Annotated in this window: 23 protein-coding genes; 11 read left to right on the plus strand and 12 right to left on the minus strand. The window is 38.7% G+C overall.

The window, feature by feature from the left end; all coding sequences use genetic code 11:
- Window positions 1-38: 38 nt before the first annotated feature.
- The 3 genes from purC to dapA are packed head-to-tail and all read right to left on the minus strand — an operon-like array spanning window position 39 to window position 2,320.
- Window positions 39-758 carry a phosphoribosylaminoimidazolesuccinocarboxamide synthase gene (purC, locus tag I2F17_RS07660; protein ID WP_196421881.1) on the minus strand — a complete coding sequence of 240 codons (720 nt, stop codon included), beginning with the start codon at window positions 756-758 and terminating at the stop codon, window positions 39-41.
- A 36-nt stretch (window positions 759-794) separates the two neighbouring features.
- Window positions 795-1,412 (minus strand): lipoprotein-34 precursor (NlpB), encoded by a 618-nt coding sequence (locus tag I2F17_RS07665; protein ID WP_196421916.1) that lies wholly within the window; start codon window positions 1,410-1,412, stop codon window positions 795-797.
- A 14-nt stretch (window positions 1,413-1,426) separates the two neighbouring features.
- Window positions 1,427-2,320, minus strand: a complete 894-nt coding sequence (dapA, locus tag I2F17_RS07670; RefSeq protein ID WP_211139505.1) for a 4-hydroxy-tetrahydrodipicolinate synthase — start codon at window positions 2,318-2,320, stop codon at window positions 1,427-1,429.
- A 325-nt stretch (window positions 2,321-2,645) separates the two neighbouring features.
- On the opposite strand from dapA, the gene pncA reads away from it, so the two are divergent.
- The 4 genes from pncA to I2F17_RS07690 all read left to right on the plus strand — a co-directional run bounded on the left by pncA (window position 2,646) and on the right by I2F17_RS07690 (window position 5,585).
- Entirely contained in the window at window positions 2,646-3,269 is a 624-nt protein-coding gene (gene pncA / locus I2F17_RS07675; RefSeq protein ID WP_211139506.1) for a bifunctional nicotinamidase/pyrazinamidase, read from the plus strand.
- Between the two features lie 672 nt (window positions 3,270-3,941).
- The gene (locus I2F17_RS07680; RefSeq protein WP_211139507.1) at window positions 3,942-4,556 is read left to right on the plus strand and encodes a LysE family translocator; all 615 of its coding nucleotides are present in this window, start codon (window positions 3,942-3,944) and stop codon (window positions 4,554-4,556) included.
- 35 nt (window positions 4,557-4,591) lie between these two features.
- Complete coding sequence (locus I2F17_RS07685; RefSeq protein ID WP_211139508.1) at window positions 4,592-5,020, plus strand: hypothetical protein; 429 nt, start codon at window positions 4,592-4,594, stop codon at window positions 5,018-5,020.
- Between the two features lie 196 nt (window positions 5,021-5,216).
- Window positions 5,217-5,585, plus strand: coding sequence for a hypothetical protein (locus I2F17_RS07690; protein ID WP_196421876.1), 369 nt, complete (start codon window positions 5,217-5,219; stop codon window positions 5,583-5,585).
- A gap of 27 nt (window positions 5,586-5,612) precedes the next feature.
- On the opposite strand, the gene I2F17_RS07695 is transcribed toward I2F17_RS07690, so the two are convergent.
- Together I2F17_RS07695 and gabT are read right to left on the minus strand one after the other, a co-directional pair.
- Window positions 5,613-7,058: an NAD-dependent succinate-semialdehyde dehydrogenase gene (locus I2F17_RS07695; RefSeq protein WP_211139509.1), complete on the minus strand. Its 1,446-nt coding sequence runs from the start codon at window positions 7,056-7,058 to the stop codon at window positions 5,613-5,615.
- Entirely contained in the window at window positions 7,055-8,353 is a 1,299-nt protein-coding gene (gene gabT / locus I2F17_RS07700; RefSeq protein ID WP_211139510.1) for a 4-aminobutyrate--2-oxoglutarate transaminase, read from the minus strand. Before gabT ends, I2F17_RS07695 begins: the two co-directional genes overlap by 4 nt.
- Before the next feature lie 156 nt (window positions 8,354-8,509).
- On the opposite strand from gabT, the gene pdxR reads away from it, so the two are divergent.
- Window positions 8,510-10,015, plus strand: a complete 1,506-nt coding sequence (gene pdxR / locus I2F17_RS07705; RefSeq protein ID WP_211139511.1) for a MocR-like pyridoxine biosynthesis transcription factor PdxR — start codon at window positions 8,510-8,512, stop codon at window positions 10,013-10,015.
- A 113-nt stretch (window positions 10,016-10,128) separates the two neighbouring features.
- Window positions 10,129-10,701 carry a hypothetical protein gene (locus I2F17_RS07710; RefSeq protein WP_196421872.1) on the plus strand — a complete coding sequence of 191 codons (573 nt, stop codon included), beginning with the start codon at window positions 10,129-10,131 and terminating at the stop codon, window positions 10,699-10,701.
- Here the strand turns inward: I2F17_RS07710 and I2F17_RS07715 are convergent.
- Window positions 10,620-11,561, minus strand: a complete 942-nt coding sequence (locus tag I2F17_RS07715) for a LysR family transcriptional regulator ArgP (protein ID WP_196421871.1) — start codon at window positions 11,559-11,561, stop codon at window positions 10,620-10,622. The genes I2F17_RS07710 and I2F17_RS07715 overlap by 82 nt on opposite strands.
- A 111-nt stretch (window positions 11,562-11,672) precedes the next feature.
- Between I2F17_RS07715 and I2F17_RS07720 the strand changes: the two genes are divergently transcribed.
- The 5 genes from I2F17_RS07720 (at window position 11,673) to I2F17_RS07740 (ending at window position 17,139) form a co-directional block, all read left to right on the plus strand.
- On the plus strand, window positions 11,673-12,293 hold the full coding sequence (locus I2F17_RS07720) for a LysE/ArgO family amino acid transporter (RefSeq protein ID WP_196421870.1): 621 nt from the start codon (window positions 11,673-11,675) through the stop codon (window positions 12,291-12,293).
- A 199-nt stretch (window positions 12,294-12,492) separates the two neighbouring features.
- Window positions 12,493-13,206, plus strand: coding sequence for a DUF421 domain-containing protein (locus I2F17_RS07725; RefSeq protein WP_211139512.1), 714 nt, complete (start codon window positions 12,493-12,495; stop codon window positions 13,204-13,206).
- Window positions 13,207-13,396: 190 nt separating this feature from the next.
- Window positions 13,397-14,842 (plus strand): MBOAT family O-acyltransferase, encoded by a 1,446-nt coding sequence (locus I2F17_RS07730; RefSeq protein ID WP_328705927.1) that lies wholly within the window; start codon window positions 13,397-13,399, stop codon window positions 14,840-14,842.
- Window positions 14,829-15,911 carry an SGNH/GDSL hydrolase family protein gene (locus tag I2F17_RS07735; RefSeq protein WP_211139514.1) on the plus strand — a complete coding sequence of 361 codons (1,083 nt, stop codon included), beginning with the start codon at window positions 14,829-14,831 and terminating at the stop codon, window positions 15,909-15,911. Before I2F17_RS07730 ends, I2F17_RS07735 begins: the two co-directional genes overlap by 14 nt.
- A 22-nt stretch (window positions 15,912-15,933) precedes the next feature.
- Window positions 15,934-17,139 carry an SGNH/GDSL hydrolase family protein gene (locus tag I2F17_RS07740; RefSeq protein ID WP_211139515.1) on the plus strand — a complete coding sequence of 402 codons (1,206 nt, stop codon included), beginning with the start codon at window positions 15,934-15,936 and terminating at the stop codon, window positions 17,137-17,139.
- Between the two features lie 98 nt (window positions 17,140-17,237).
- On the opposite strand, the gene I2F17_RS07745 is transcribed toward I2F17_RS07740, so the two are convergent.
- From I2F17_RS07745 to rutA, 6 genes are all read right to left on the minus strand, one after another.
- Entirely contained in the window at window positions 17,238-18,554 is a 1,317-nt protein-coding gene (locus tag I2F17_RS07745; RefSeq protein ID WP_196421866.1) for an aspartate aminotransferase family protein, read from the minus strand.
- 101 nt (window positions 18,555-18,655) lie between these two features.
- Window positions 18,656-19,951 carry a solute carrier family 23 protein gene (locus I2F17_RS07750; RefSeq protein ID WP_211139516.1) on the minus strand — a complete coding sequence of 432 codons (1,296 nt, stop codon included), beginning with the start codon at window positions 19,949-19,951 and terminating at the stop codon, window positions 18,656-18,658.
- Window positions 19,952-19,996: 45 nt separating this feature from the next.
- The gene (locus I2F17_RS07755) at window positions 19,997-20,497 is read right to left on the minus strand and encodes a flavin reductase (RefSeq protein WP_211139537.1); all 501 of its coding nucleotides are present in this window, start codon (window positions 20,495-20,497) and stop codon (window positions 19,997-19,999) included.
- 196 nt (window positions 20,498-20,693) lie between these two features.
- Window positions 20,694-21,074, minus strand: coding sequence for a pyrimidine utilization protein C (gene rutC / locus I2F17_RS07760; protein ID WP_196421864.1), 381 nt, complete (start codon window positions 21,072-21,074; stop codon window positions 20,694-20,696).
- A 29-nt stretch (window positions 21,075-21,103) separates the two neighbouring features.
- Window positions 21,104-21,820, minus strand: a complete 717-nt coding sequence (gene rutB, locus I2F17_RS07765; protein WP_211139517.1) for a pyrimidine utilization protein B — start codon at window positions 21,818-21,820, stop codon at window positions 21,104-21,106.
- Window positions 21,817-22,935 (minus strand): pyrimidine utilization protein A, encoded by a 1,119-nt coding sequence (rutA, locus tag I2F17_RS07770; protein WP_211139518.1) that lies wholly within the window; start codon window positions 22,933-22,935, stop codon window positions 21,817-21,819. The genes rutB and rutA overlap by 4 nt, the downstream gene beginning before the upstream one ends.
- Between the last annotated feature and the right edge of the window lie 172 nt (window positions 22,936-23,107).

Below are 23,107 nucleotides of genomic sequence, written 5' to 3' on the forward strand. Positions count from 1 at the left end.
CCGAGCTAGAAAGCTCGGTTTTGTAAAGCAGATTCAATTTAGATGCTATCTAGATTAATGCCTAGACGTGTTGCAACTTCTTCGTATGCTTCAACAACATCGCCTAACCCTTGACGGAAGCGATCTTTGTCTAATTTCTTTTTCGTTTCTTTGTCCCATAAACGACAGCCATCTGGTGAAAACTCATCACCCAGTACAATGCGGTCGTGGAAAACACCAAACTCTAGTTTAAAGTCAACCAAGAGCATACCGCCTTGCTCAAACAAATCTGTCAGGACTTGATTTACTTGGTATGTTAATACTTTCATTTGTTCAAGTTGTTCTGCCGTTGCCCAGCCCAATGCAATGGATTGAGATTCGTTCACCATTGGATCGCCTAAGGCATCATCTTTGAAGAACAGCTCAAATGTTGGTGGAGTAAGTACTTTTCCTTCTTCTACACCTAAGCGACGACAAAGTGAACCTGCAGCGTAGTTACGAATAACACACTCTACAGGAATCATGTCTAAACGCTTTACTAGAACTTCGCTTGGATTAATCAATTTTTCAAAATGCGTTTCAATGCCTGCTTCAGCAAGTTTTTCCATGATAAACGCATTAAATAGATTATTTACCTTGCCCTTACGGTCGAGTTGTGCAATTTTTTCGCCATTGAATGCCGAAGCATCATCACGAAATACTAAAATTAAAAGGTCTGGGTTATCTGTGGTGTAGACAGATTTGGCTTTACCGGTATAGAGCAGGGTGTTTTTTAACATGGGGCTAACCTGTTTTTAAAAATAAGTCCTAGTGTACTAGGCTGGCCAATTCTGTGCGATTTGACCTAAAAGTTCTTCCGCTTGAGTCTGATCGGCAAAACTATTATCAGGGTTAAACAACACCAATGTATTTTCTTTGCCAATTGCAGAGAGTTTTAACAGGTATGTTTTTTGGTTGACCTGAATGGTTGCTTCGTAGCGTGTTGGGTTTTGCCCTGTAACGCTATAATTTAGACTGCTAAGCGTTGCCAATGTGTACTGCCAAATGGTATCAGATTTGCCACTAACTTTCAGTAGTGGATTGCGTTTTGCATCAAATAAAACTGTCGGGCGAAGGTACTGATTTTGCGCTTTTTTAGCCAATGAACGGTTTTGTACCTGTTCTAGTGGGCGAGGCATTGCAAAGCGATTACCTTTTTGATTTTCAAAATCAGGTGCTTTTTCAAGTGCCACAGGGTTAATAATAGGCGCAGGATACAGTGGTGTTACTGCACGCGCATCTATACCTTGTGGGTATTTTAAAGGTTCAATTGTGTCAGCTTTTTTGTAATCTAATGAGCCATTATTGACTGCAAGTTTGGTACTTAGGGTGCTACACCCTGTTATGCCCAGCGTAGAAAGTAATGCTATGCTAATGCCTACACGTAATTGCATCATAAAAAGTACCTTTAAATAAGTTTTGCAGACTTGAGTGCATCGCGTACATCTGCATGATATTGTTCTGCCAATGGCGTGAGTGGTAAGCGAATACCACTACAAATCATTCCCATTTCACAAAGTGCCCATTTGACAGGAATTGGGTTAGATTCGCAAAATAAAATATTGTTTAGATTTGCAATGTTCTGTGCTAGCTTTCTAGTGTTTTCAGCATCGCCTGCAAGTGCATATTGGCAAATTTTGCTCACAGTGTTTGGAGCAATATTGGCCGTCACCGAAATATTGCCTTGACCACCGACCAACATGAGTTCAGCTGCTGTATCGTCATCCCCTGAGTAAACGGCAATTTTTCCTTGAAGGCTTTCAATCAGCGCTTGACCACGAGGTACATCTCCTGTGGCATCTTTAATTCCAATAATATTTTCAATGTCTGCTAAGCGTAATACCGTCTCATTACTCAAATCTGCAACAGTGCGCCCGGGTACATTGTATAAAATAACAGGAATATTGGCAGATGCTGCGATGGCTTTGAAATGTTGATATAAACCTTCTTGCGTTGGTTTATTATAATAAGGAACGACAGAAAGTACTGCATCTGCACCAAAAGAATGGGCTTCTTGAGTGAGCTTAATGGCTTCGTGGGTAGAGTTTGCCCCTGTACCTGCAATAATGGGAATGCGTTTATTGGCAATACGGATCACTTCTTGAATCACTTTTGCATGTTCTTGCATCGTGAGTGTTGATGATTCGCCCGAGGTGCCTACAGCCACGATGGCATTTGTCCCTTCTTGGATATGCCACTCAACGAGCTTCTCTAGGCCTTTCCAATCTACGTTACCATCTTCAAGCATAGGGGTGACGAGTGCGACGATTGAGCCTTGAATGTTCTGAGCTAGCTGAGTCATTTTGAAAAAATATCCTGTTGGGCCATACCTATTTTATTTGAATCAATAAAGCAGATGGTTCATATTTAGAATTTAAAAAAACCGTTAATTCGGTGTGAATCATGATATGTTGCTGTATCTGTATTATGGTAGCGTAAATTGTTGCTTATGGCATAATTTAAGACACATCTAATCAACTTTATAGACATTTTTTGCTATTTTTTCAACCATATTTACGATGATTGTGAGATACAGTATCGTGAATGTAGGGCTTTTTCAAAAAACAGTGACTTGATTGGCTTAAAATAGGCATTTTGAAAAAACAAGTCTCGATGGAGTCATATTTATGTTCGATAAAGTATCAGCATTGATTGTTGTTGATGTACAAAATGGTTTTACTCCGGGTGGACAACTCGCTGTAGAGCATGCCGATCGAATTATTCCTCGTATTAATCAATTGGCCAAAAAATTTAATCATGTGATTTTAACGCAAGATTGGCATACAGCAGATCATATTTCTTTTGCTGACCAGCATACAGGTCAACAGCCGTTTGATGTGATTACTTTAGATTATGGCCCACAGGTGTTATGGCCTAGACACTGTGTACAAGGTACACATGATGCTGAATTTCATCCATTATTGGATATTCCAACAGCACAGCTGATCATTCGTAAAGGGTTTCATCAACATATTGATAGTTACTCTGCTTTTTTAGAAGCAGATCATGTAACCTCTACAGGTTTAGCAGGGTATTTACATGCTCGTGGCATTGATACGGTGTATATTGTTGGAATTGCAACCGATTTTTGTGTGGCATGGACAGCCATTGATGCTGTGAAACTTGGCTTTAAAGCCTATGTCATTGAAGATGCAACAGCTGCCATTGATTTAAATGGATCTTTAGCACAGGCATGGCAACAAATGAGTGAGTGTGGTGTTCTCAAATTAAGTAGTTCTGATTTATCATAAAAAAAACAGCAGTCACTGGAGTTAAGCAACTTGCTGTTAATAGGTAGTATAAGTAAAACGACGGCTTTTTACTGACACCAATTGCAGTTTAAAACTGCATTTCTTAGTATTTTATACAGATATTTCCATCATATGGGTAAAGATTAAAGATAACCTATACGGCCTACGGTCGCTTTAAACTTTGTATATGATTGGTTTTACTGATAAATATTATCTACTACTTTTAGTGAAATAGATAGACTGCTTTGTGTAATTGGTAGAAAATGATAACTCATTACATGTTTAGCCTGACCTTGTGATGTAAAAGCCATGTGCTTTTATAGCATTTTCAATGGTTGATTGTGCTTTAAAATGGTGCGAACTACTTATCTGTACGCGATGAAATAATATAAAAAGCCAATCATTAGACTTAAATCACTGGTAATGTCATGTGAAGAAAATATAAAAATACCAAAAAATAGATTGATTTTAAAAGCACATTACATCGAGAATTCTAGCTTAATATATCGGTTAAATATGTAGAAATGTGTATTGTGTATGTGATGATACAACAGACTTTTGTGGTTATGATCAAAGCAAAAAAAATTTAATCTTTCAAAGTATGAATTGAGTATGACAGCCAGTGTTTGAACTGGCATTAACATTGGGGTTAAAGATCATGTTGGACAGAATATGAATGGGTTTGAATTATTCACCTATATGGTGACAGTGATTGTCATGATTGCCACACCAGGGCCTGTAATGTTACTTGTTGCGAGTGCTGGTTTAAAAGGCGGGTATCGCAAGGCATTACATACAATTTTTGGAACTAATCTAGCATCGTTATGCCTGATTGCGATCTCTGTTTTAGTGCTTAAAGGGTTGTTGAGCATCAATGAACAGATCTTTATTATGATCAAAATATTGGGTTGTTTATATATTTTATACTTGGCTGTACAGTTATTTCGTGAGGCGTGGTCACAGCACAATGACATGATGCATCCTGAGCATTCACAACATGGCGGTTTTAAAAAAGGTTTTTTGGTGGGAATCTCTAACCCGAAGGATATTATTTTCTTTTCCGCATTTTTCCCGCAATTTGTTCATGTGACTTCAGATTTAAATATGAGTTTGTTGTTGCTGACTGTGGTTTGGGTTGTTTTAGATTTCATGACGCTATCTTTGGTTTATATCGGATTTAATCGCCTGTCTCAGAGTCGTCATTATGGCAAAATGCTGATGTTATGTGCTTTAATTTTAATGTCAGTTGCACTGTATGGAATCGTGAGTTCGGCATTGCTGTATTAGTCATGTTTTAATGTCTTTTAATCTAAGGTGATGCGATGAACTTATTTTTAGATTGTGAATTTAATGGTTTTGGTGGGTCATTAATTTCTATGGCTTTAGTCGATGAAAATCAGCATTATTTTTATGAAGTTTTAGCATGTGAATCACCTATACCTTGGGTTGAAACACATGTAATGCCCCAATTAAATCAACCTGTGATTGAGTGGGATCAGTTTCAGTGGAAATTAAGGCATTTTTTACAAAGTTATCAGCATGTTCATATTATTGCAGATTGGCCTGAAGATCTTTCACTGTTTTTAAATGCGTTAATTGTTCATCCGGGGAATCATATGGCAGTTCCTGCGCTCACCATGGCGTTATGGAAGCCTACGCAAAACGATCATTTTATTGATGCGAAGCAACCCCATAATGCATTATCCGATGCAATTGCGTTACAAAAAAATTATCAGAGCATGAACAAGTGAAATACACATTTGATGATGAGTGAACAAGGTTTTTTACTGTAAGTCTTGTAAAAATATAAAAATTTTATTCAAATGGTTTAGAAGATTTTTAGTACTTATGCAGACACAGGCGGACGTTCAATGTACGCTTATTTAGTATCAAACGCGTTGACTTATACTGTGTTCAGTAAATATTGGTTGAGTAAAGGAAGAAGATATGTTGTGTCCTCAGTGTCATGCATCTGATGTTGAAATCAGAGACCATGAGCAACAATTAAAGAGAGTTGGTGGTGTAATGTTAGGGTCGGCAGGTGTTGCTGCGGGTGCCGTTGGTGGTGCAGCTGCGGGTGCATCTACAGGCGCTGCGATTGGTACTTTGGCAGGGCCTTTGGGCATTATTACAGGTGCAACTATTGGTACATTTGTTGGTGCAATCAGTGCAGGCGTGACAGGTGGTTTTTTAGGTCGCCGTGTTGGGCATAAAGCAGGTACTGTGGTGGATAAAAACATTTTTTTTGATTACACTTGCTTAGCATGTGGGCATCGATTTAATGCCTCTAAACATAAACAAAGCGAGCTTAAATAAGCTCACTTTATACTTTAACATTGTGTATTAATTGGAAATATCGACACACAGATATTTCATTTCAAGATATTCTTCAATCCCTTCTTGTGAACCTTCACGGCCAAGCCCTGATTGTTTAACACCACCAAAGGGGGCAACTTCATTAGAAATAGCGCCTGTGTTGATACCAACCATGCCATATTCAAGTTGCTCCGCCACACGCCATTGTCGCGCTGTGCTTTGAGTAAATACATATGCGGCTAAGCCAAATTCTGTATCGTTGGCAAATGCAATCGCTTCATCTTCTTGTTCAAAGCAAAATAAAGGAGCAAGTGGGCCAAAAGTTTCTTCTTTAGCAACATGCATCTGTTGTGTGACATCTGCTAATACGGTGGGTTGAAAGAAGCGTTTTCCTTGTGATGTAGATGTACCACCGATCAAAATACGTGCACCTTTTTCAGTGGCATCATGAATATGCGACAATACTTTATCGACTGCTGATTGCGAAATCAGAGGCCCTTGTGTTGTACTTTGTTCACGACCATCGCCTACTTTAAGTGTTGCAACAGATTCAACGAGTTTTTGACTTAATTTCTCATAAATACCCGCTTGGACATAAATACGGTTTGCGCATACACAGGTTTGCCCACTATTACGGAATTTGCTTGCCATAATGCCTTGTACAGCTTGATCAAGATTTGCATCATCAAAAATAATGACGGGTGCATTGCCACCTAATTCTAAAGATAGTTTTTTGATGGTTGGTGCACATTGCTGCATCAAAATTCGACCAACGTGGGTTGAACCTGTAAAGCTTAATTTACGTACAATGTCACTTTCACATAATGTTTTTCCTACTTCAGCTGCATCACCATTAATTGTAATAAGTAAGTCTTGTGGTAGGCCAGCCTGTAGAGCCAACACTTCTAAAGCGTAGGCAGTTAGTGGTGTGAGTTCAGCAGGTTTGACCACCATCGAGCAACCTGCTGCAAGTGCAGGAGCAACTTTACGTGTAATCATTGCTGCAGGAAAATTCCAAGGTGTAATGGCTGCAGTAACACCTATCGGTTGTTTTAAAACTAAAAGGCGCTGTTGTTGTTGAGTTGGTGCAATAATGTTGCCTTCAATACGGCGTGCTTGTTCGGCAAACCAACGAATAAATGACGCAGCATAAGTAATTTCACCTCGTGCTTCAGTGAAAGGTTTGCCTTGTTCTGCGGTTAAAATTTCTGCCAATGCCGATGTGTTTTCAAGTACAGCACTATGCCATGCCAATAAAATGTCAGCACGTGCCAATGCCGTTTTTTGTTTCCAAGCCGACTGCGCAATTTGAGCGCGCTCAATGGCATGTTTGATTTCGGCTTGAGTGTGTTTTTTCACCCATGCCAATGAAGCTTCAGTGGCTGCATCTGTCACTTCTATGGCAGGGTAGTCGGGTGCAACAAAGCAAAGGTCGGGGTGTGTGAGTAAATGTTGTAAGTGGGTTGAAATCATGCAGATTGCTCCGAATGTGAGTGTACAGTGTCAGGCAAATCAATTGAGCGAAAACCTTGTTTTAAAATATGAAGTGCATGTTCAAACTGTGATGTTGGAATGGTTAAAGGGTACAAAAAGCGAAGAACATTACCATGTTTACCACAGGTTAAAAGCAGTAAGTGATGTTGCATTGCGTAATCTTGTACAGCTTTTGCAAGAGCAGCCGTTTCAACTTCAACAGCAATCATTGAACCCAATGCACGAATATCTGTAATGAGATGTGGTTGTGCGTGCGCGATCTCTTTTAAGGTGCGGACTAAGGTGTGTCCTAATGTATTGGCGCGCTCGCATAAATCTTCTTCTTCAATGGCTTCAATTACCGCATGGGCAGCTGCAACAGCCAATGGGTTACCTGCATAGGTACCGCCTAATCCACCTGAATGAGGTGCATCCATAATATCTGCACGGCCAACCACACCAGAAATAGGAAAGCCACCTCCTAAACTTTTGGCCATCGTGATTAAATCTGCTTTAGCAGAGTAGTGTTGCATTGCAAACAGCTGTCCTGTACGTGCAAAACCAGATTGTACTTCGTCTGCAATCAGTAAAATGCCATGCGTATCACACAGTTGACGTAAACGATCTAAGAACTCAGAAGGCACAATATGAAATCCACCTTCGCCTTGTACTGGCTCAAGTACAATTGCTGCAACATCGTGAGCTGAAATATCTTCACTAAAAATATCTTCAATGCTTGAAATGGCCGCATTTACACTGATGCCTTGTTGTGGCACAGGATAGCGTGCATGAAAAACACCTGCCGGCATAACACCAAAGTCACGTTTGTAAGGTGCGGTTTTTCCTGTCATGGCCATAGTCATGAATGAGCGTCCATGAAATCCATTACCAAATGTAATAATACCGTGACGACCTGTATATGAACGTGCAATTTTTACTGCATTTTCTACAGCCTCTGCACCTGTGGTAAAAAATGCGGTTTTTGCCATACCGTCAATGGGTGCGCGTGCATTAATTTTTTCTGCCAATGAAATATAACTTTCATAGGGAGTGACTTGATAGGCTGTATGTGTAAATTGCTCTAATTGCGCTTTTACTGCTGCAATGACTTTGGGGTGACGATGTCCTGTATTCAGCACTGCAATTCCACCTGCAAAATCGGTATACGCTTGGCCTTGTTGATCCCAAATGGTTGCATTTTCGGCTTTGTCTGCATACCACTGACACATCACACCTACTCCACGTGGTGTTGCTTGTTGCTTGCGTTGATTTAAATCGTGATTTGAGGTGTTCATATCTTATCCTTTATTTGTGTGGTGTAGGCATTGGTTGTGATTGCATAGATATATCGTATGCACGATGAGATGTTCTACAATGCGTATGATGTCATCAATGTGTCGTATTTATACTTTTTTTACGAGAGCCACTTTTACGGTTGAGGGGGGAGCCAATTGCGTCGTTTATTGGGCGATTATTTATTGCAAAGATTACAGCAAGCGCAAAGTGGTACATTACAACAGCGTTTGTTTGATTGTTTGCGGGGTGCAATATTAGACGGTATATTGCACCCCAAAACACGGTTGCCTGCATCGAGAGATTTAGCACAAGAAATCAAAGTTTCTCGAAATACAGTACTCAATGCTTATGATCAATTACAAGCAGAAGGATATGTTGAGGCACGTATTGGGCATGGTACATGGGTCTCTGAACAATTACCTGATCTTTATTTATCTTTACCGACAGCAATATTAGACCATCAAACTCAAAGTGTTCAGTCGAGTGCAGTGTTATCCCAACGAGGACATCAATTAGTAGAAACGGCAGCTGCATCGCCACATCAGTGGGGAGCTTTTGTGCCCGGTGCACCCGATGTAACAGAATTTCCGCATCATATTTTTACACGGATTCAAAATAAATTAAATAAATCACCAAAGGTGGAGCAGCTCATTTATAGCAATGACGGCGGTTGTATATTGTTACGTCAAGCTTTGGCTGAATATTTGAGAATGGCACGTTCAGTACAGTGTGATGCAGATCAAATTATTATTACTGAAGGAATTCATCAAGCCATTGATTTAGTTACACGTACTTTAAGCGATGTTGGCGATCGAGTTTGGATTGAAGATCCGGCATATTGGGGGGTGCGAAATAATTTAAACGTCAATGGTGCAGATATTTACCCTCTACCTGTTGATGCAGAAGGTATTGTACCTGAGCTGTATCCAGATCAAAGCCCAAAGCTTATTTTTGTAACACCGTCACATCAATATCCGTTAGGTGTGCATTTGAGTGTATCTCGGCGTAAACAATTGCTACAGATTGCACGAAAGCATGGCAGTTGGATTGTAGAAGATGATTATGACAGTGAGTTTCGTTTTTCAGGGTTGCCGTATCCGTCATTGCAGGGTTTAGAAAAAAACAGTCGTGTGATTTATATGGGAACATTTAGTAAAACCATTTATCCTGCGCTACGAATTGGCTATGTGGTTGTACCTAAAGTCCTTAGTGTGCCTTTACGTACGGCAGCGGCTGAATTATACCGTGGGGGGCATGTGTTGATTCAAAGTGCCTTGGCTGAATTTATTAAAGATGGGCATTATGAGGCTCATATACGCCGTATGCGATTGCTATATGGTAAACGACGTAAATATTTAATTGATTTGATTCTTCGTTATTTAGGTGAATCTTTTTTACATGAATTTGATGATGCTTCAGGACTACATTTGGTGTTAAAACTTCCTTTGTATGTCGATGATGTTGCCCTAGCGAAGCATAGCTTGGCACAGGGGATTAAAGTCAGGGCTTTGTCGCAGTACTATATGCATCGTCAAACTTGTCATCAGCGTGGATTATTACTCGGCTTTGCTTGCGTAGAAGAGTCTGAAATGATGTCTGCTTTTACGATTTTATTGGCCTGTTTACGTGAAGTGCTTGATGAAAAAACGGTACCACACTGAACTAATCATAGATTGCATATTGAATTGGTTTTACTTTGTGTTAATGTGTAAGTGTGCTCAATAAAGCACCATAATTAATAATGCCTTAGAAAAACTAAAATATTTGAGTTTACATGATGAAAAATTGTGGAAGATGGCTTGCATTGGCCGGAACAATGCTTATACAAGGGTGTCAAATGCCCTTAATACATCAAAAAACCAACGTTTTAATGACTCAATCTTATCAAAGTTTTGCCATGACACCTGAACAATTTCGTTTGGCAATGAATCAAAAAATTGAATCAGAAAAGATGTCAGGACTGATTTCATTGGCACCTTTTTTGATCAATAATCAGTTTTTTTCAGTGGCCAATATTTCAAATGCACAGGTTACATTAGAGGGTAAATCCAATGTCGATGGACAACTCACGCTCGTGCGTTACCGTAGTTATTTAGTGGATGAAAAAAGTTTGGTCATTGCCATGACTTTAATTAAAAATACGGCAAAAGTTTTGCCTCCATCGGTCAGTGAACAAGACAAAGAGGATTGGATGGAACAAGTGATGGAAGATGCCGTGGCAAGCCCTGAAGGTTTTGCAGAAAAAGAGGTGCATCAGGGGATAATTTACTCGGCATCTATCTCATCTACGGGGTTGTTTGAAGTGTCATATCGGGTGTTACCTTCATCTTGTTGTAAACGTATTTGAGCTTGTTGTTGGATATGCAAAGTGAGTTTTTTCATTTGGTCAGACTGTTGTTGCCAGTGATGCCAGTACAATTCAATTTCTGTACTTAATGCAGGCGACAACACCACCAAATCAGTGCCTTGAATTTGAAGGTCTGGTAGCATGCCATAACCAAAACCCATTTCTATGGCTTGTAAAAATGACTCAGAAGATGGAATTAAATGGTATGGGTAAACGGTTTTACTTAATCCAAAATGATGCAATAAACTGTTGATATGCATTTCATCTTTACGATTGAAAATAACAGCAGGTGCAGTTCTGAGTGCTTGGCGTGTAAGGCCGTGAGGAAACCATTGTTGAATAAAAGATGGGCAGGCCACCATATGATAACCAATTTTACCTAAATATATGGCATGACAGCCTTTTTGTGTGATTGCATTACTAGATATACAGGCATTGACTTGGCCTGAGCTGAGTAAATGGTGAGTATGATCTTGATCATCTAAATGAATTTTTAAAATTATTTTTTCTTTTAATAACATGTCTTTTAATGCAGGTAAAAACCATGTGGCTAAGCTGTCTGCATTGATGGCAATATGTGCTTGATAAAATGAATTTTCGGGGTGCTTTCCTGTAAATTGATGAAACAAATCTTGTTCAAGTAACATAATTTTATTCAAATACTGTAATAAATCTTGTCCTGCTTGTGTTGGGTAACATGGTCGCTCTCGAATAAGTAAAATATGTCCTAAAGATCGCTCTAATGCTTTAACACGGAGCGTAATTGCAGATGCAGTGACATTTAACTGTGTTGCCGCGTGCTCAAAACTTCCTGTTTCTATGACTGCTAAAAACGCTTGGCATTGCTTATGATCTAGCATGAATTATCCTAAAAAAAATTTAGTGAAGCTTATCATTTCTTAGTTTTTATTTATTTCATTTGAAGTATGAATAATATAACCCATTAGCAAATAAAGCGATGGAAGATAGTCATGTTATGGACAAGTTTTGCCCAAGGTTTAGGCATAGGTGCAGGTTTGATTGTGGCTATTGGTGCGCAAAATGCGCATGTTTTACGCATGGCCATTCAAAAACAGCATGTTTGGATCACGATATTTGGCTGTATTTTATGTGATTCGATTGCCATTATGATTGGTATAGCAGGGCTTGGGCAGTCATTACAGCAATCTAGTTTTTTGATGTCGATTGCTCGTTGGGGGGGGATTATTTTTTTATTATGGTATGCATTACAAGCACTCAAGCGGAGTGTTTTTTCTCAACATGGCTTACAAGTACAACAATTAAATGAACAACAAATGCATATTATGGTTGCTGTTCGTTTGGTTTTGGCTGTATCGCTACTGAACCCACACTTTTATTTAGATACGATTGTTTTATTGGGTGCTATTGGAAGTCAGCAACCCACAACCCTATTGCAGTATGCGTTTGGATTTGGAGCAATTTGTGCGTCTACACTGTGGTTTATTCTATTGGGTGGTACAGCTAAATGGCTTTCACCGTGGTTAAATAATGCCACTGCATGGCGTTTTATAGATGCAATGATTGCTGTCATGATGTTAACGGTCGCTTATTTATTGTTTCGAAGCCGTTAATTTATCAAAAAATGAGCGTTGGTTTAAGATGTAATTATTGTAGAATAAACAGCAATGTGAACAAAAATAAACAGATAGATTCATCTAAGTTATGTTATCTCTAGTCATTATTTATGTGATTGTATGGTCTTGGTGTAATTTGAATCAAACCGTTTAGATTCACACTATCCTCTTTGCGATTCATTTGGCGACTTTGCTGATGAGTTTTCTTAGTGATGTATTTTTTAAAGAGATCGGCATGCTGTTTTATTCTTTAGTTTTTTTAAAGTTTTTTGTGGGCTTTGTTATTGTCATTATTCACTTAAATTTGTCAGGAAAAACACAGTTATCTCAAATGACCCCGGTTGACTTTATTGGTAACTTTGTTTTGGGTGGTATTATTGGTGGTGTAATTTATAGTCGTGCGATTCCATTTCATGAATATATTTTGGTCTTGCTGATCGGTGTATTTTTAATTTCATCTTTAAATTATATTTCTAAGCATGTCTATTTACTTCGAAATTTTACTATTGGTGAGCCGATTCCGATTATTAAAAAACGTCAATTTTTGATGGATAATATTTTAGCGAAGCAAAATAAAATTGATATTATCAATATTGTGTCACAGTTACACTCACAAGGAATTTACTCATTTGAACAGGTATATTATGCGCAAATTGAGCCTAATGGGGAGCTGACTGTTATTTGTGATCCATCTGAAATGCCTTCTGTCATTTTAATTAAAGAAGGATCATTAAGAAGCAATGAATTAAAACATATTAAACGTGATGAAGTGTGGTTAGAACAAAAATTAGTGGACTTAAATATCGATTTGGAAGATGTATTTATTGCTGAATTTTGGAAAAATAAACTGCGTTTTATTTTAAGAAGTGGTGATGTCATTGAGCAAGAAAATGCATTTGATAAATTATAATTGGCACTGTAGTCAGATTTAAAAAGTACAATCGCCAAGTTACAATATTCTGTTAAGCGTATGTTATTTTCTTGTTTGAAAATCGTATGCTGAGTGCTATATTTGCCGCCTGAATATAATAGTAAAAAAGTGTTGTATGTTCTCATTTTTGTCCATCGAATTTTCCCTATGTTTTATTGTATTTTTTGTTGTGTACTGGGCCTTTCGTTTTAGTCCTAAACTTCAAAATATACTGTTGGTGGTTGCAAGCTATGCTGTAATTTACTTGATGGCCAATGAAATTGCACTGTTGTGTATTTTTGTGTTTAGTTTACTTATTTTTTTGCTGTCTATAGGCATGCAAAAATTTGAAAAATATAAAAAAATATTGATGTTGTCAGGTATTTTTTTGACTGTACTACAGTTGTTTATTTTTAAATTTTATGACTTTTTTAGACCGGTGATTGCCCAAAGCTTAGATCGGGTACAATTAGATAGTTCAGGTTTAGTCGCCAATCTTTTATTGCCACTAGGCTTGTCATATTATTCATTTCAGGCCATTAGTTATTTGGTCAGTTGTTATAAAGCACAACAGACTGTCGCACCCTTAAAATTTAATGAACTTTTACTCCATTTTTCGTTTTTTTGTACCATCACCGCAGGGCCTATTGCCCGTGTTGAGTCTGTGAAGGGCTTAACAGATATTAAGCAACAACCTTGTGGCATGCGTGAACAAATCTGTACAACACAAAAGCGTCAGATTTTATGGCCAAGCCTCGCTTTTTTACTATTAATACTGGCTTTGCTTAAAAAATGGTGGTTGGCCACATGGCTTGCAGACAACTGGGTGAATCCTGTGTTTGCAAATCCTATGCAGTATCATAGTTTAGAAATTCTCACAGCCATTTATGGGTATACCTTACAGTTATTTTTAGATTTTTCAGGCTATAGTGAAATGATGATTGCATTTGCACTATTGTTGGGTTTTCGATTGCCTGTAAATTTTAAAGCCCCATTGCTTGCACATAACATTCGAGAATTTTGGAACCGTTGGCATATCAGTCTTTCTACATGGATTCGTGACTATATTTATATTCCGCTAGGTGGCAGTCGTGGTGGTTTTGTCAGAACCCAAATCAACTTACTCAGTGCTATGGTTTTATCTGGTATTTGGCATGGTTCAGGTTGGAATTTTTTGTTGTGGGGATTGTTTCACGGTTTGGCTTTGGTGCTATTAAATACCGCAGATCTTGTATATGCAAAAATATTTAAAGTCAGTATGAAAGATGCGCAAAATGTACTATATCGTTCAAGTGGGTTGGGTAAAGTTTTAGGTATATTATTCACAATACATTTTGTATGTTTTTGCTTTGTTTTCTTTAGAGCAAAAACATTCGATGAAGCTATGAATGTTTTTCATTCTCTGTTTTTTAATATGAATAATGTACAGTGGTCAAGTAACCCATTGTATTTAATGACGTTACTAACATTAAGTTGGATTGCTTATCCTTTTGTAAGAACAATGTTCGTTCAATTGCAAAGCAAAGACATTCAACATGCTAAGTATCGTCTGTTTGTACCTTTGCTTCTTATTTTTGTTTTAATTTTAGTATGTGCACCCTCTGGAATTCCAGGATTTATTTATGCAAATTTCTAAGCCAACACTTCCAAACGTGCCACATTCAAATTTTGCATGTAGCAGTACAGACCAAACCCATTATATGGGTGTTTTATATACGCTGATTGTGTTGATCACAGGTGCAATCACAGGGCTATGGTTATTGCAAAACTCAGTCAATGCATACTATGAACAAACTTACCATGCAGAAAGCCCATTACATGTGTTGGATCAATATCGTTTATGGCAACAAGGGGCACAGTGGGGAAGTATACTCTACCAAAAGCGAGATGTAATGGCGAAAAACATTGCACAAAACAATCAAATCATCACAGATGTGTTTAATCAAAAGTATGCGTATAGTGTTGAATATACACAACGTCTTCAACAGAAAATAGCAGTAGAAAAACAACATCAGCAACACCTTTTAGCAGTGCAAGAACAACAAAAAGCGCAAGATGATTTAAGCCAAAAATTTACGTTAACTGCAAATGATCAAGTGTTTTTTGCCGGTGATTCTATGATGCAAGGTGTTGCACCACATGTGCAAAAAGCCTTACTTGAACAGTTTAAAATTAAAACAGTCAATTTAAGTAAACAAAGTACAGGCTTGGCATACCCTAAATTTTTTGATTGGCCAAAAACGATTAAAGACACTCTTGTTTCCCATCCAAATATTAAAGTATTGGTGGTTTTTTTGGGGCCCAATGACCCATGGGATATGCCTAACCCACATGGAGGAAGTTATTTAAAATATGAAAGTCCTGAGTGGGAACAACTTTATCGTTCACGTGTGGCAGATATTATTCAAACTGCAAATCAACATCATGTGAGTGTGATGTGGATTACACCACCGAATATGAGAAAACCTGTATTAAATAAACAGATGATGTATTTGAATCATGTGGTTGCAGATGAAGTACAAAAAAACAATGCTTTATCTATCGATTCTCGTGAAATACTTGGCAATATAAATAATATTTACAGCGACTATTTTTATGAAAATGGTCAAGCCGTAAAAGCACGTAGTGCAGATGGTATTCATTTCTCGCCAGATGGTCAAAAGCGTATTGCGAACACTATTTTACACTATTTAAAGGTCAGCTAACGAACGCTCTGAGTGAGATTGCATGAACGTATTTTTAAGAGTTGCATTGGCACTGTCGGTCACTACAGCAGTACATGCAGATGTTTTTAATAATTTTAATGAACCAAATACAGCGAAACTACAACAGGCTTTGCGTACTAAAACAGCCAACATTGTTCAACTAGGTGACTCGCATACCGCTGCAGATTTAATGACAGGTAGCCTACGAACGGTTTTACAACAACAGTTGGCAGATGGTGGTATGGGGTGGGGCATGCCTATGTTTTTTGCAGGGCAACGCTTATCTTTATATGGGTACGACAATGCGGGTTGGCAAGCGATTTCTAGCCGTACACAGCAAAATGAAGACTATAGTTTGGGCGGATTGTTGGCCGTACCGAAAAGTAATGGTGCGATGTTGACGATTAAAGCCAAAATACCACAACCTGAACAGCGTATTGTGGTGAGTATACGTCAAAATTCAACAGATGAAGCGCTCACAGTCGTAGATGCGCACGGTAAACATTTTAATCTAGATGCTCCAATGAAAAACAATACATGGCAATTTGCAAGCTTTACAGCCACTTTACCATTTACTGTGACAGCACCGCACAGCACAGGTACAGCAATTGGCGGTTGGTGGGCAAAAAATGCCAATGGACAAGGTGTTGTGGTATCTGCGTTGGGAATTAATGGCTCTGAACTATCGCAATGGGATCGTTGGAATACTCAAGCATGGCAACGTGAAGTGACAGAAATTGCACCAGATTTAATTATTTTGGCTTATGGTACCAATGAAGCATACAACGATCGTTTGAATGTTGTACAAACCAAACAAGTGTTGATCGAACGTATTCGACAAATTCGCCAAGCCAGTCCAAATAGTGCGATTATGATTATATCTGCCCCTGAAAGCCTCAAAAATACTGCGGGGATTTGTGGTACGCGGCCAATTCATTTAACTGCTGTGCAAGACATGCAAAAAGAAGTGGCAGAAACTGAACATACCTTGTTTTGGAGTTGGCAACAAGCGATGGGTGGCCAATGCAGTATGAAAAAATGGATGACACAAGGGTTAGGTCGTGGTGATGGTGTACATTTTACAGCAGCAGGTTATCAGCAATTGGGACAAGCTTTAGCCAAAGACATTTTAAGTATAGATACTTCAGCACAAGAGCCGAGTACAGCTGTAAAAACCCCTAACACTGTGGGGCATAAAATGAGCATTTCATGGTCTAGCTCTGAGTAAGATCAATAGACCATCTTTTTTAATTATTGATATTCGTTTGTGCAATGGTCTAGGTGAATAGATGTTTTGAAAAAATCTAAACACCTAGAATTTTTAATTTAATCAGTTAAATACAGTTGCTCACCCACAGCGTGAAAAAGGCGATCTAAATCATCGACTTTACTGTTAAACATAGGGCCAAACTGTAAAGTATCTCCACCAAAGCGAACATAAAACCCTGCTTTCCAAAGTGCAATACCTGCTTCAAAAGGACGTATGGTGGGGTCACCCTCTTTGGCATGTAATTGAATAGCACCGACTAATCCACAATTACGAATGTCAACGACATGCGGGCATGTTTTTAAGCCATGAATGAGTTGCTCAAACTTTGGAGCTAAGTTTTTGGATTGTTCGATTAAGTGCTCCTCTTTTAGTAATTGCAGTGTGGCTAAACCTGCTGCACAGGCCACAGGGTGGGCTGAATAGGTATAACCATGTGCAAACTCAATGGCATGTTCGGGCAAGTCTTGTTGCATGAAAGCATGGTAAATTTTAGAACTTGCAACAACGCCACCTAAAGGGATACTGCCATTGGTAATTTGTTTGGCAAAATTTAAAATGTCTGGTGTAACACCAAAATATTCTGCACCTGTCCATGTGCCTAAACGGCCAAAGCCTGTAATGACTTCATCAAAAATAAGTAAAATATCGTGCTGATCACAAATTTCACGCAAACGCTGTAAATAGCCTTTTGGTGGAATAATTGCCCCTGCCGAACCCGATAACGGTTCAACGATGACCGCTGCAATATTAGATGCATCGTGCAGTTCAATAAGTTTTAACATGTCGTTGGCCAGTGCTATACCGCCATCTTCTGCCATACCTTGGGTAAACGCATGACCTGTTTGTAAGGTATGAGGTAAATGGTCTACATCTAAAAATTGACCAAAAGCTTTTCGATTACCTGAAATACCACCAAGACTCGTTCCTGCTAAATTCACGCCGTGATAGCCTTTCATACGACCAATAAATTTGGTTTTAGAAGCTTTGCCTTGAATCCGCCAGTAGGCTTTGGCTAATTTTACCGCTGTGTCTGCACATTCAGAGCCCGATCCTGTAAATAAAACATGATTGAGCCCTTGAGGCATCAGTTCAACAATTTTATCTGCCAATTCAAACGATAAAGGGTGTGCATATTGGAAAGCAGGTGAGTAATCGAGTGTTGCTAACTGTTTTGTGACTGCTTGACCAATACTACTGCGAGTATGTCCTGCGCCACAGGTCCATAAACCAGATAAAGAATCGTAGATTTGTCGACCATGATCATCGGTTAAGTGGTGGTGGTGAGCAGATACAACCACTCGGGGATCTTTGTGAAAGCTTCGGTTGGCACTAAACGCAAGCCAATGCGCATTTGAGTATGTTTTTGTAGTCATGCTTGCCTCAGTGATAAAGAGATTTTTTAGTGATTGATGTTTTATTTTTTAAGGGTAATGTACGCAGTGTTTGATCACTGCGTTTTCATTATTGTATGGTACTAGGCGTGTGTTTTACGGTTTAAAATGAGATTGAGTACAATCGCAGCAAATGTTGCAGTACCAATGCCACCTAAATCGAGGCTACCGATGTGTAAAGCATAGTTTCCAGCACCCATAATAATTGTTACGGCTGCAACAAACATATTGCCATTTTGGCTAAAATCGACGTTATGATTGATCCAAATACGAATACCCGAAATGGTGATTAATCCAAATACTACAATAGATGCACCCCCTAAAATTGCATTTGGAATGGTACTAATTAATGCGCCAAATTTAGGGGATAATCCTAAAGCAATTGCAAATATACCAGCCACAACAAAAATGATGGTTGAGTAAATTTTGGTTGCAGCCATCACACCAATATTTTCAGCATATGTGGTCATACCTGTACCCCCAATCATTCCGGAAATACTTGTGCAAACACCATCAGCAAGAAATGCACGTCCCATATAAGGTGAAATATTTTGACCTGTCATCGCACTGACAGCTTTAAAGTGTCCTAAATTTTCTGCCACTAAAATAATCACAACAGGAATGATCAGTAGGGCTGCATTCATGGTAAATACAGGACTGTGAAAGGTGGGTAAACCGAACCAAGCTGCTTGTTGAATAGGTGCAAAATCAATAGGTTTACCAAAACCCATCACGTTAGAAAGGACAAAGTAAATAATGTAAGACAGCACTAAGCCAACAAGAAGAAGCAAACGGCGCAGTAAACCTGTGGTAAATACAGCCACTGAGCCAATACATAACACAGTCACAAAGGCTAACCAACTGTCAAATGCATTGCCAGATACGCCTTTAATGGTCACAGGTGCAAGGTTTAAGCCAATGATCATGACAATCGCACCAGTCACGACAGGTGGTAATAGATTTTCAATCCATTGTGTTCCTGTTTTCATCACCAGTAAACCAATGACAGCATAGACCACACCACATAAAACAATACCACCTAATGCAAGTTCAATATGTGGGTTTGCACCCACACCGCTATAACCTGTTGCTGCGGCTACTGCACCAATAAAAGCAAAGCTTGAACCGAGATAACTTGGGACTCGTCCTCCTGTGATGAGGAAAAATAAAATAGTACCAATTCCTGTCATGAGCATGGTTAAGCTTGGATTAAAGCCCATGAGTAAAGGAGCTAAAATAGTGGCACCAAACATGGCAAAAGCATGTTGTGCTCCCAAAACAATAGATTGCCCTGCAGGTAAGTATTCATTCATTGCTACGGGTGTTTTTTCTAAATCACCTTTAAATGGTTTCCATGTATTAAACCAGCGTTCACTCATTGGATGAATTCCCCTTGATGTACAAAAAAAGTGTGAGTGATAAATTTAAGGGTGACGATTTAAGTTGTGATAGGCACGGTCAAAATAAATCAGGCCATGTCCTGTTCCTATTTTGGTTTCTAGTACTTCACAAAATAAAACATCATGTGTACCCACACTTGAAATGTTTGTGATTTTACAATCAAAAGCCACTACAGCATCATCTAGTACAGGAGATGATGTGCATAAATAATGCCAAGTTGCTTTTTCAAAGCGTTCTGGCATTGGTGTCTTACCACCAAAGGTATTGGAGAGTGTAGCGTGGTGTTGCCCTAGCGTATTTACGCATAAAACTTGATTGGTTTTAAAGGTTTCATATACCGAAGCATTACGGTTTAGACAAACCAATAATGTAGGAGGCTGATCTGTTACGCTACATACTGCAGAGGCTGTAAAACCTGCCTGACCTGCAGGGCCATTTGTAGTAATCACATTAACTGCAGTTGCCAATTGGCTCATCGCATTACGAAAATTTTGCTGTGCATCAGAAAGTATAGGTTTATTCATGAGAGATAGAGGAGTGTTTTGATGAGATGGAGTAGGGATGGTATGTTCTACATTTACACGAGATGATCGAGCGTTATCTAACATGGTGTATCCTCATGGTAAAAAACAAGTGACGATCTACCTATAAATACAGTAGCACCATGATATATGCGATATGGTACTACTGTATGCCAAATGATCTATACAAAGATTGACTTTATAGGTGAGCGATTGATGAAATTTCAATCAATGCATCGGGTTTAACTAAACCACATTGTATGCAATAACGTGCAGGTTTATCTCCCGGAAAGTATTCTGCATACACTGCATTGACTGCGGCATAATCTGCCCAATCTTTAATAAAAATAGAATTAAATGTCACGTCATCCATACTTCCGCCTGCTGTTTCAATGACTGTTTGAATGGTTGTGAGTACATGATGAGTTTGTGCTGTGGCATCGCCAACATGAACAACGTTGTTTTGGTGATCTAGTGGCAGTGTGCCTGAAACATAAACAATGTTGTCTGCACGGGTAGCAGGAACATATGGTGCAAGTGGTTTTCCTGTTCCTTCAGGTAAAATAATAGTTTTTGGCATGATGTATTTTCCTTTTTAATCAGTAAAATTTATGAATGAAATGTTTCGACAAAGTTTTGAGTATTGGATACCCAACCAAAAAAGGTTTTAACATTAAATAAAGTGGCATCATGTGCCGAGGAAGGGCCAGCTTGATAGCAAGCATCATCAAGCAATACACCAAAGTATTCTAAAAAGAAGCCATCTCTGAGTGTAGATTCAACGCATACATTGGTTGCAATGCCTGTAAACACCAAATTGCGAATGCCTTGAGCACGTAAAATACTGTCAAACTGTGTATTAAAAAATCCGCTATAGCGTGGTTTAGGAATGACAATATCTTGTGGTTGTGGTGTAAGCTGATCGATTAATTCATAATCCCAACCACCTTTGGCCAAAAGTGTGCCTTGTAATTCTGGGCGTTTACGCATGGTTTTGAGTGCATTTGATTTATGGAAGTTGGGCGAACCTGCACCACCTGCTTCTACATATTGATCATCCCAACCATTTTTAAAGAAAATAACTTGAATGCCTGCTTGATGAGCCGTTTTAATGGCTTGTTGAATTTTTTCGATCACTGGTTGTGTGGTAGAGACATCAAACCCTGCTAAATCTAAATAGCCTCCAAGGGTTGAATAGGCATTTTGCATATCAACAACAATAAGCGCAGTTTGTTTCGGGTCAAGGCGAATAGATTCAGGTTCAGCAGTCAGCACAGGGCTAGTTTCTGAGGTAAATTCGGCAGAAACAAGGTTTATTTCACTCATACGGTTACATCCTCTGTTATATCTTTGACTTGACTCAGCACAGGGCTGTCTATATGGATACGACTTTTCATGAGTGGTTGAATTTTTTCACCAAAGTCGTTCACGCCTTGTATAAAATCATCAAAGGTCAGTAAAATTCCTGCTGTGCCTTTAATGTGTGAAATTTCATCTAACATGGCTGCTACCTTTTCAAATGAACCAACCAGCGTGCCCATATTAATATTGACTGGTGAAACACTTGATGCCATATGTTTAATGTTGGTGTCTGAACCCGATGTTTTATCTTTTGATCCTTGATCTTGTAACCAAGCAATTGCTTCTAAATCAGCGCCTTCATTGTATTTCACCCATTTTTCCATCGCTTCTTCATTGCTAGGTGCAGCAATGACCATAAATAATGCTAAGGTTTCAACATGACGTCCTGTTTTGTCTGTTTGTTGTTTTAAGCGTTCGTTGATCGGTGCAAATGCTGTAGGGGTGTTTAAACCTTTACCAAAAACAAAATTATAGGTGGCATATTTGGCAGAAAATGCTAAACCTGCATCTGATTGTCCTGCACAAATAATACTGAGCTCTTTTGATGGTGTTGGTTTAACATGACAGTCATCCATTTGAAAAAACTCGCCTTTGAAATCTGATGCTCCTGTACGCCAAAGGTCTTTAAGTACATGCACATATTCAGCAAGATATTCATAACGTTTACCAAAAAAGGCATCACCCGGCCACATGCCCATTTGGCTGTATTCAGGCCGTTGCCAACCCGTAACGACATTTAAACCGAAACGACCATTGGATATTGAATCTAGAGTTGTTGCCATACGTGCCACAATGGCAGGTGGCATGACCAATGTGGCGGACGTTGCAAAAATTTTAATTTTAGAGGTAACAGCCGCTAAGCCTGACATGAGTGTGAAACTTTCAAGATTGTAGTCCCAAAATTCTGTTTCCCCTCCAAAGCCACGAAGTTTGATCATCGATAAGGCAAAATCAAAACCATATTTTTCTGCACTCAAGACAATTTCTTTGTTTAATTCAAATGTGGGTTTGTACTGAGGTGAGTTTTTTGAAATTAACCAACCATTGTTTCCAATCGGACAAAAAATACCTACTTGCATGTGGCACCTCATTGATAATATGGTTTTTTAAACCTGTTATTTTTATTTATGCATAATATATGCCAATATTATTTTTATAATATAAACAATATTTTATATATTTTTTATTGTTTTTTTAGTTGGACTAAATAGTCCACTTTATGCACCCAAATAAAACACATACTCTTTTTCT

Origin of the sequence: Acinetobacter baretiae (assembly GCF_015627105.1) — a bacterium.
GTDB lineage: Bacteria > Pseudomonadota > Gammaproteobacteria > Pseudomonadales > Moraxellaceae > Acinetobacter > Acinetobacter baretiae.

What these genes read in the sequence shown, in the direction of transcription:
- pncA (WP_211139506.1), top strand. Translation starts at nt 2,646, where the DNA reads ATGTTCGATAAAGTATCAGCATTGATTGTTGTTGATGTACAAAATGGT.
- I2F17_RS07725 (WP_211139512.1), top strand. Translation starts at nt 12,493, where the DNA reads ATGAGTTTTCTTAGTGATGTATTTTTTAAAGAGATCGGCATGCTGTTT.
- I2F17_RS07695 (WP_211139509.1), bottom strand. Translation starts at nt 7,058, where the DNA reads ATGATTTCAACCCACTTACAACATTTACTCACACACCCCGACCTTTGC.
- rutB (WP_211139517.1), bottom strand. Translation starts at nt 21,820, where the DNA reads ATGAGTGAAATAAACCTTGTTTCTGCCGAATTTACCTCAGAAACTAGC.
- rutC (WP_196421864.1), bottom strand. Translation starts at nt 21,074, where the DNA reads ATGCCAAAAACTATTATTTTACCTGAAGGAACAGGAAAACCACTTGCA.
- I2F17_RS07665 (WP_196421916.1), bottom strand. Translation starts at nt 1,412, where the DNA reads ATGCAATTACGTGTAGGCATTAGCATAGCATTACTTTCTACGCTGGGC.
- I2F17_RS07710 (WP_196421872.1), top strand. Translation starts at nt 10,129, where the DNA reads ATGATGAAAAATTGTGGAAGATGGCTTGCATTGGCCGGAACAATGCTT.
- purC (WP_196421881.1), bottom strand. Translation starts at nt 758, where the DNA reads ATGTTAAAAAACACCCTGCTCTATACCGGTAAAGCCAAATCTGTCTAC.
- dapA (WP_211139505.1), bottom strand. Translation starts at nt 2,320, where the DNA reads ATGACTCAGCTAGCTCAGAACATTCAAGGCTCAATCGTCGCACTCGTC.
- gabT (WP_211139510.1), bottom strand. Translation starts at nt 8,353, where the DNA reads ATGAACACCTCAAATCACGATTTAAATCAACGCAAGCAACAAGCAACA.
- I2F17_RS07685 (WP_211139508.1), top strand. Translation starts at nt 4,592, where the DNA reads ATGAACTTATTTTTAGATTGTGAATTTAATGGTTTTGGTGGGTCATTA.
- I2F17_RS07735 (WP_211139514.1), top strand. Translation starts at nt 14,829, where the DNA reads ATGCAAATTTCTAAGCCAACACTTCCAAACGTGCCACATTCAAATTTT.
- I2F17_RS07715 (WP_196421871.1), bottom strand. Translation starts at nt 11,561, where the DNA reads ATGCTAGATCATAAGCAATGCCAAGCGTTTTTAGCAGTCATAGAAACA.
- rutA (WP_211139518.1), bottom strand. Translation starts at nt 22,935, where the DNA reads ATGCAAGTAGGTATTTTTTGTCCGATTGGAAACAATGGTTGGTTAATT.
- I2F17_RS07740 (WP_211139515.1), top strand. Translation starts at nt 15,934, where the DNA reads ATGAACGTATTTTTAAGAGTTGCATTGGCACTGTCGGTCACTACAGCA.
- I2F17_RS07745 (WP_196421866.1), bottom strand. Translation starts at nt 18,554, where the DNA reads ATGACTACAAAAACATACTCAAATGCGCATTGGCTTGCGTTTAGTGCC.
- I2F17_RS07690 (WP_196421876.1), top strand. Translation starts at nt 5,217, where the DNA reads ATGTTGTGTCCTCAGTGTCATGCATCTGATGTTGAAATCAGAGACCAT.
- I2F17_RS07755 (WP_211139537.1), bottom strand. Translation starts at nt 20,497, where the DNA reads ATGAATAAACCTATACTTTCTGATGCACAGCAAAATTTTCGTAATGCG.
- I2F17_RS07680 (WP_211139507.1), top strand. Translation starts at nt 3,942, where the DNA reads ATGAATGGGTTTGAATTATTCACCTATATGGTGACAGTGATTGTCATG.
- I2F17_RS07720 (WP_196421870.1), top strand. Translation starts at nt 11,673, where the DNA reads ATGTTATGGACAAGTTTTGCCCAAGGTTTAGGCATAGGTGCAGGTTTG.
- I2F17_RS07750 (WP_211139516.1), bottom strand. Translation starts at nt 19,951, where the DNA reads ATGAGTGAACGCTGGTTTAATACATGGAAACCATTTAAAGGTGATTTA.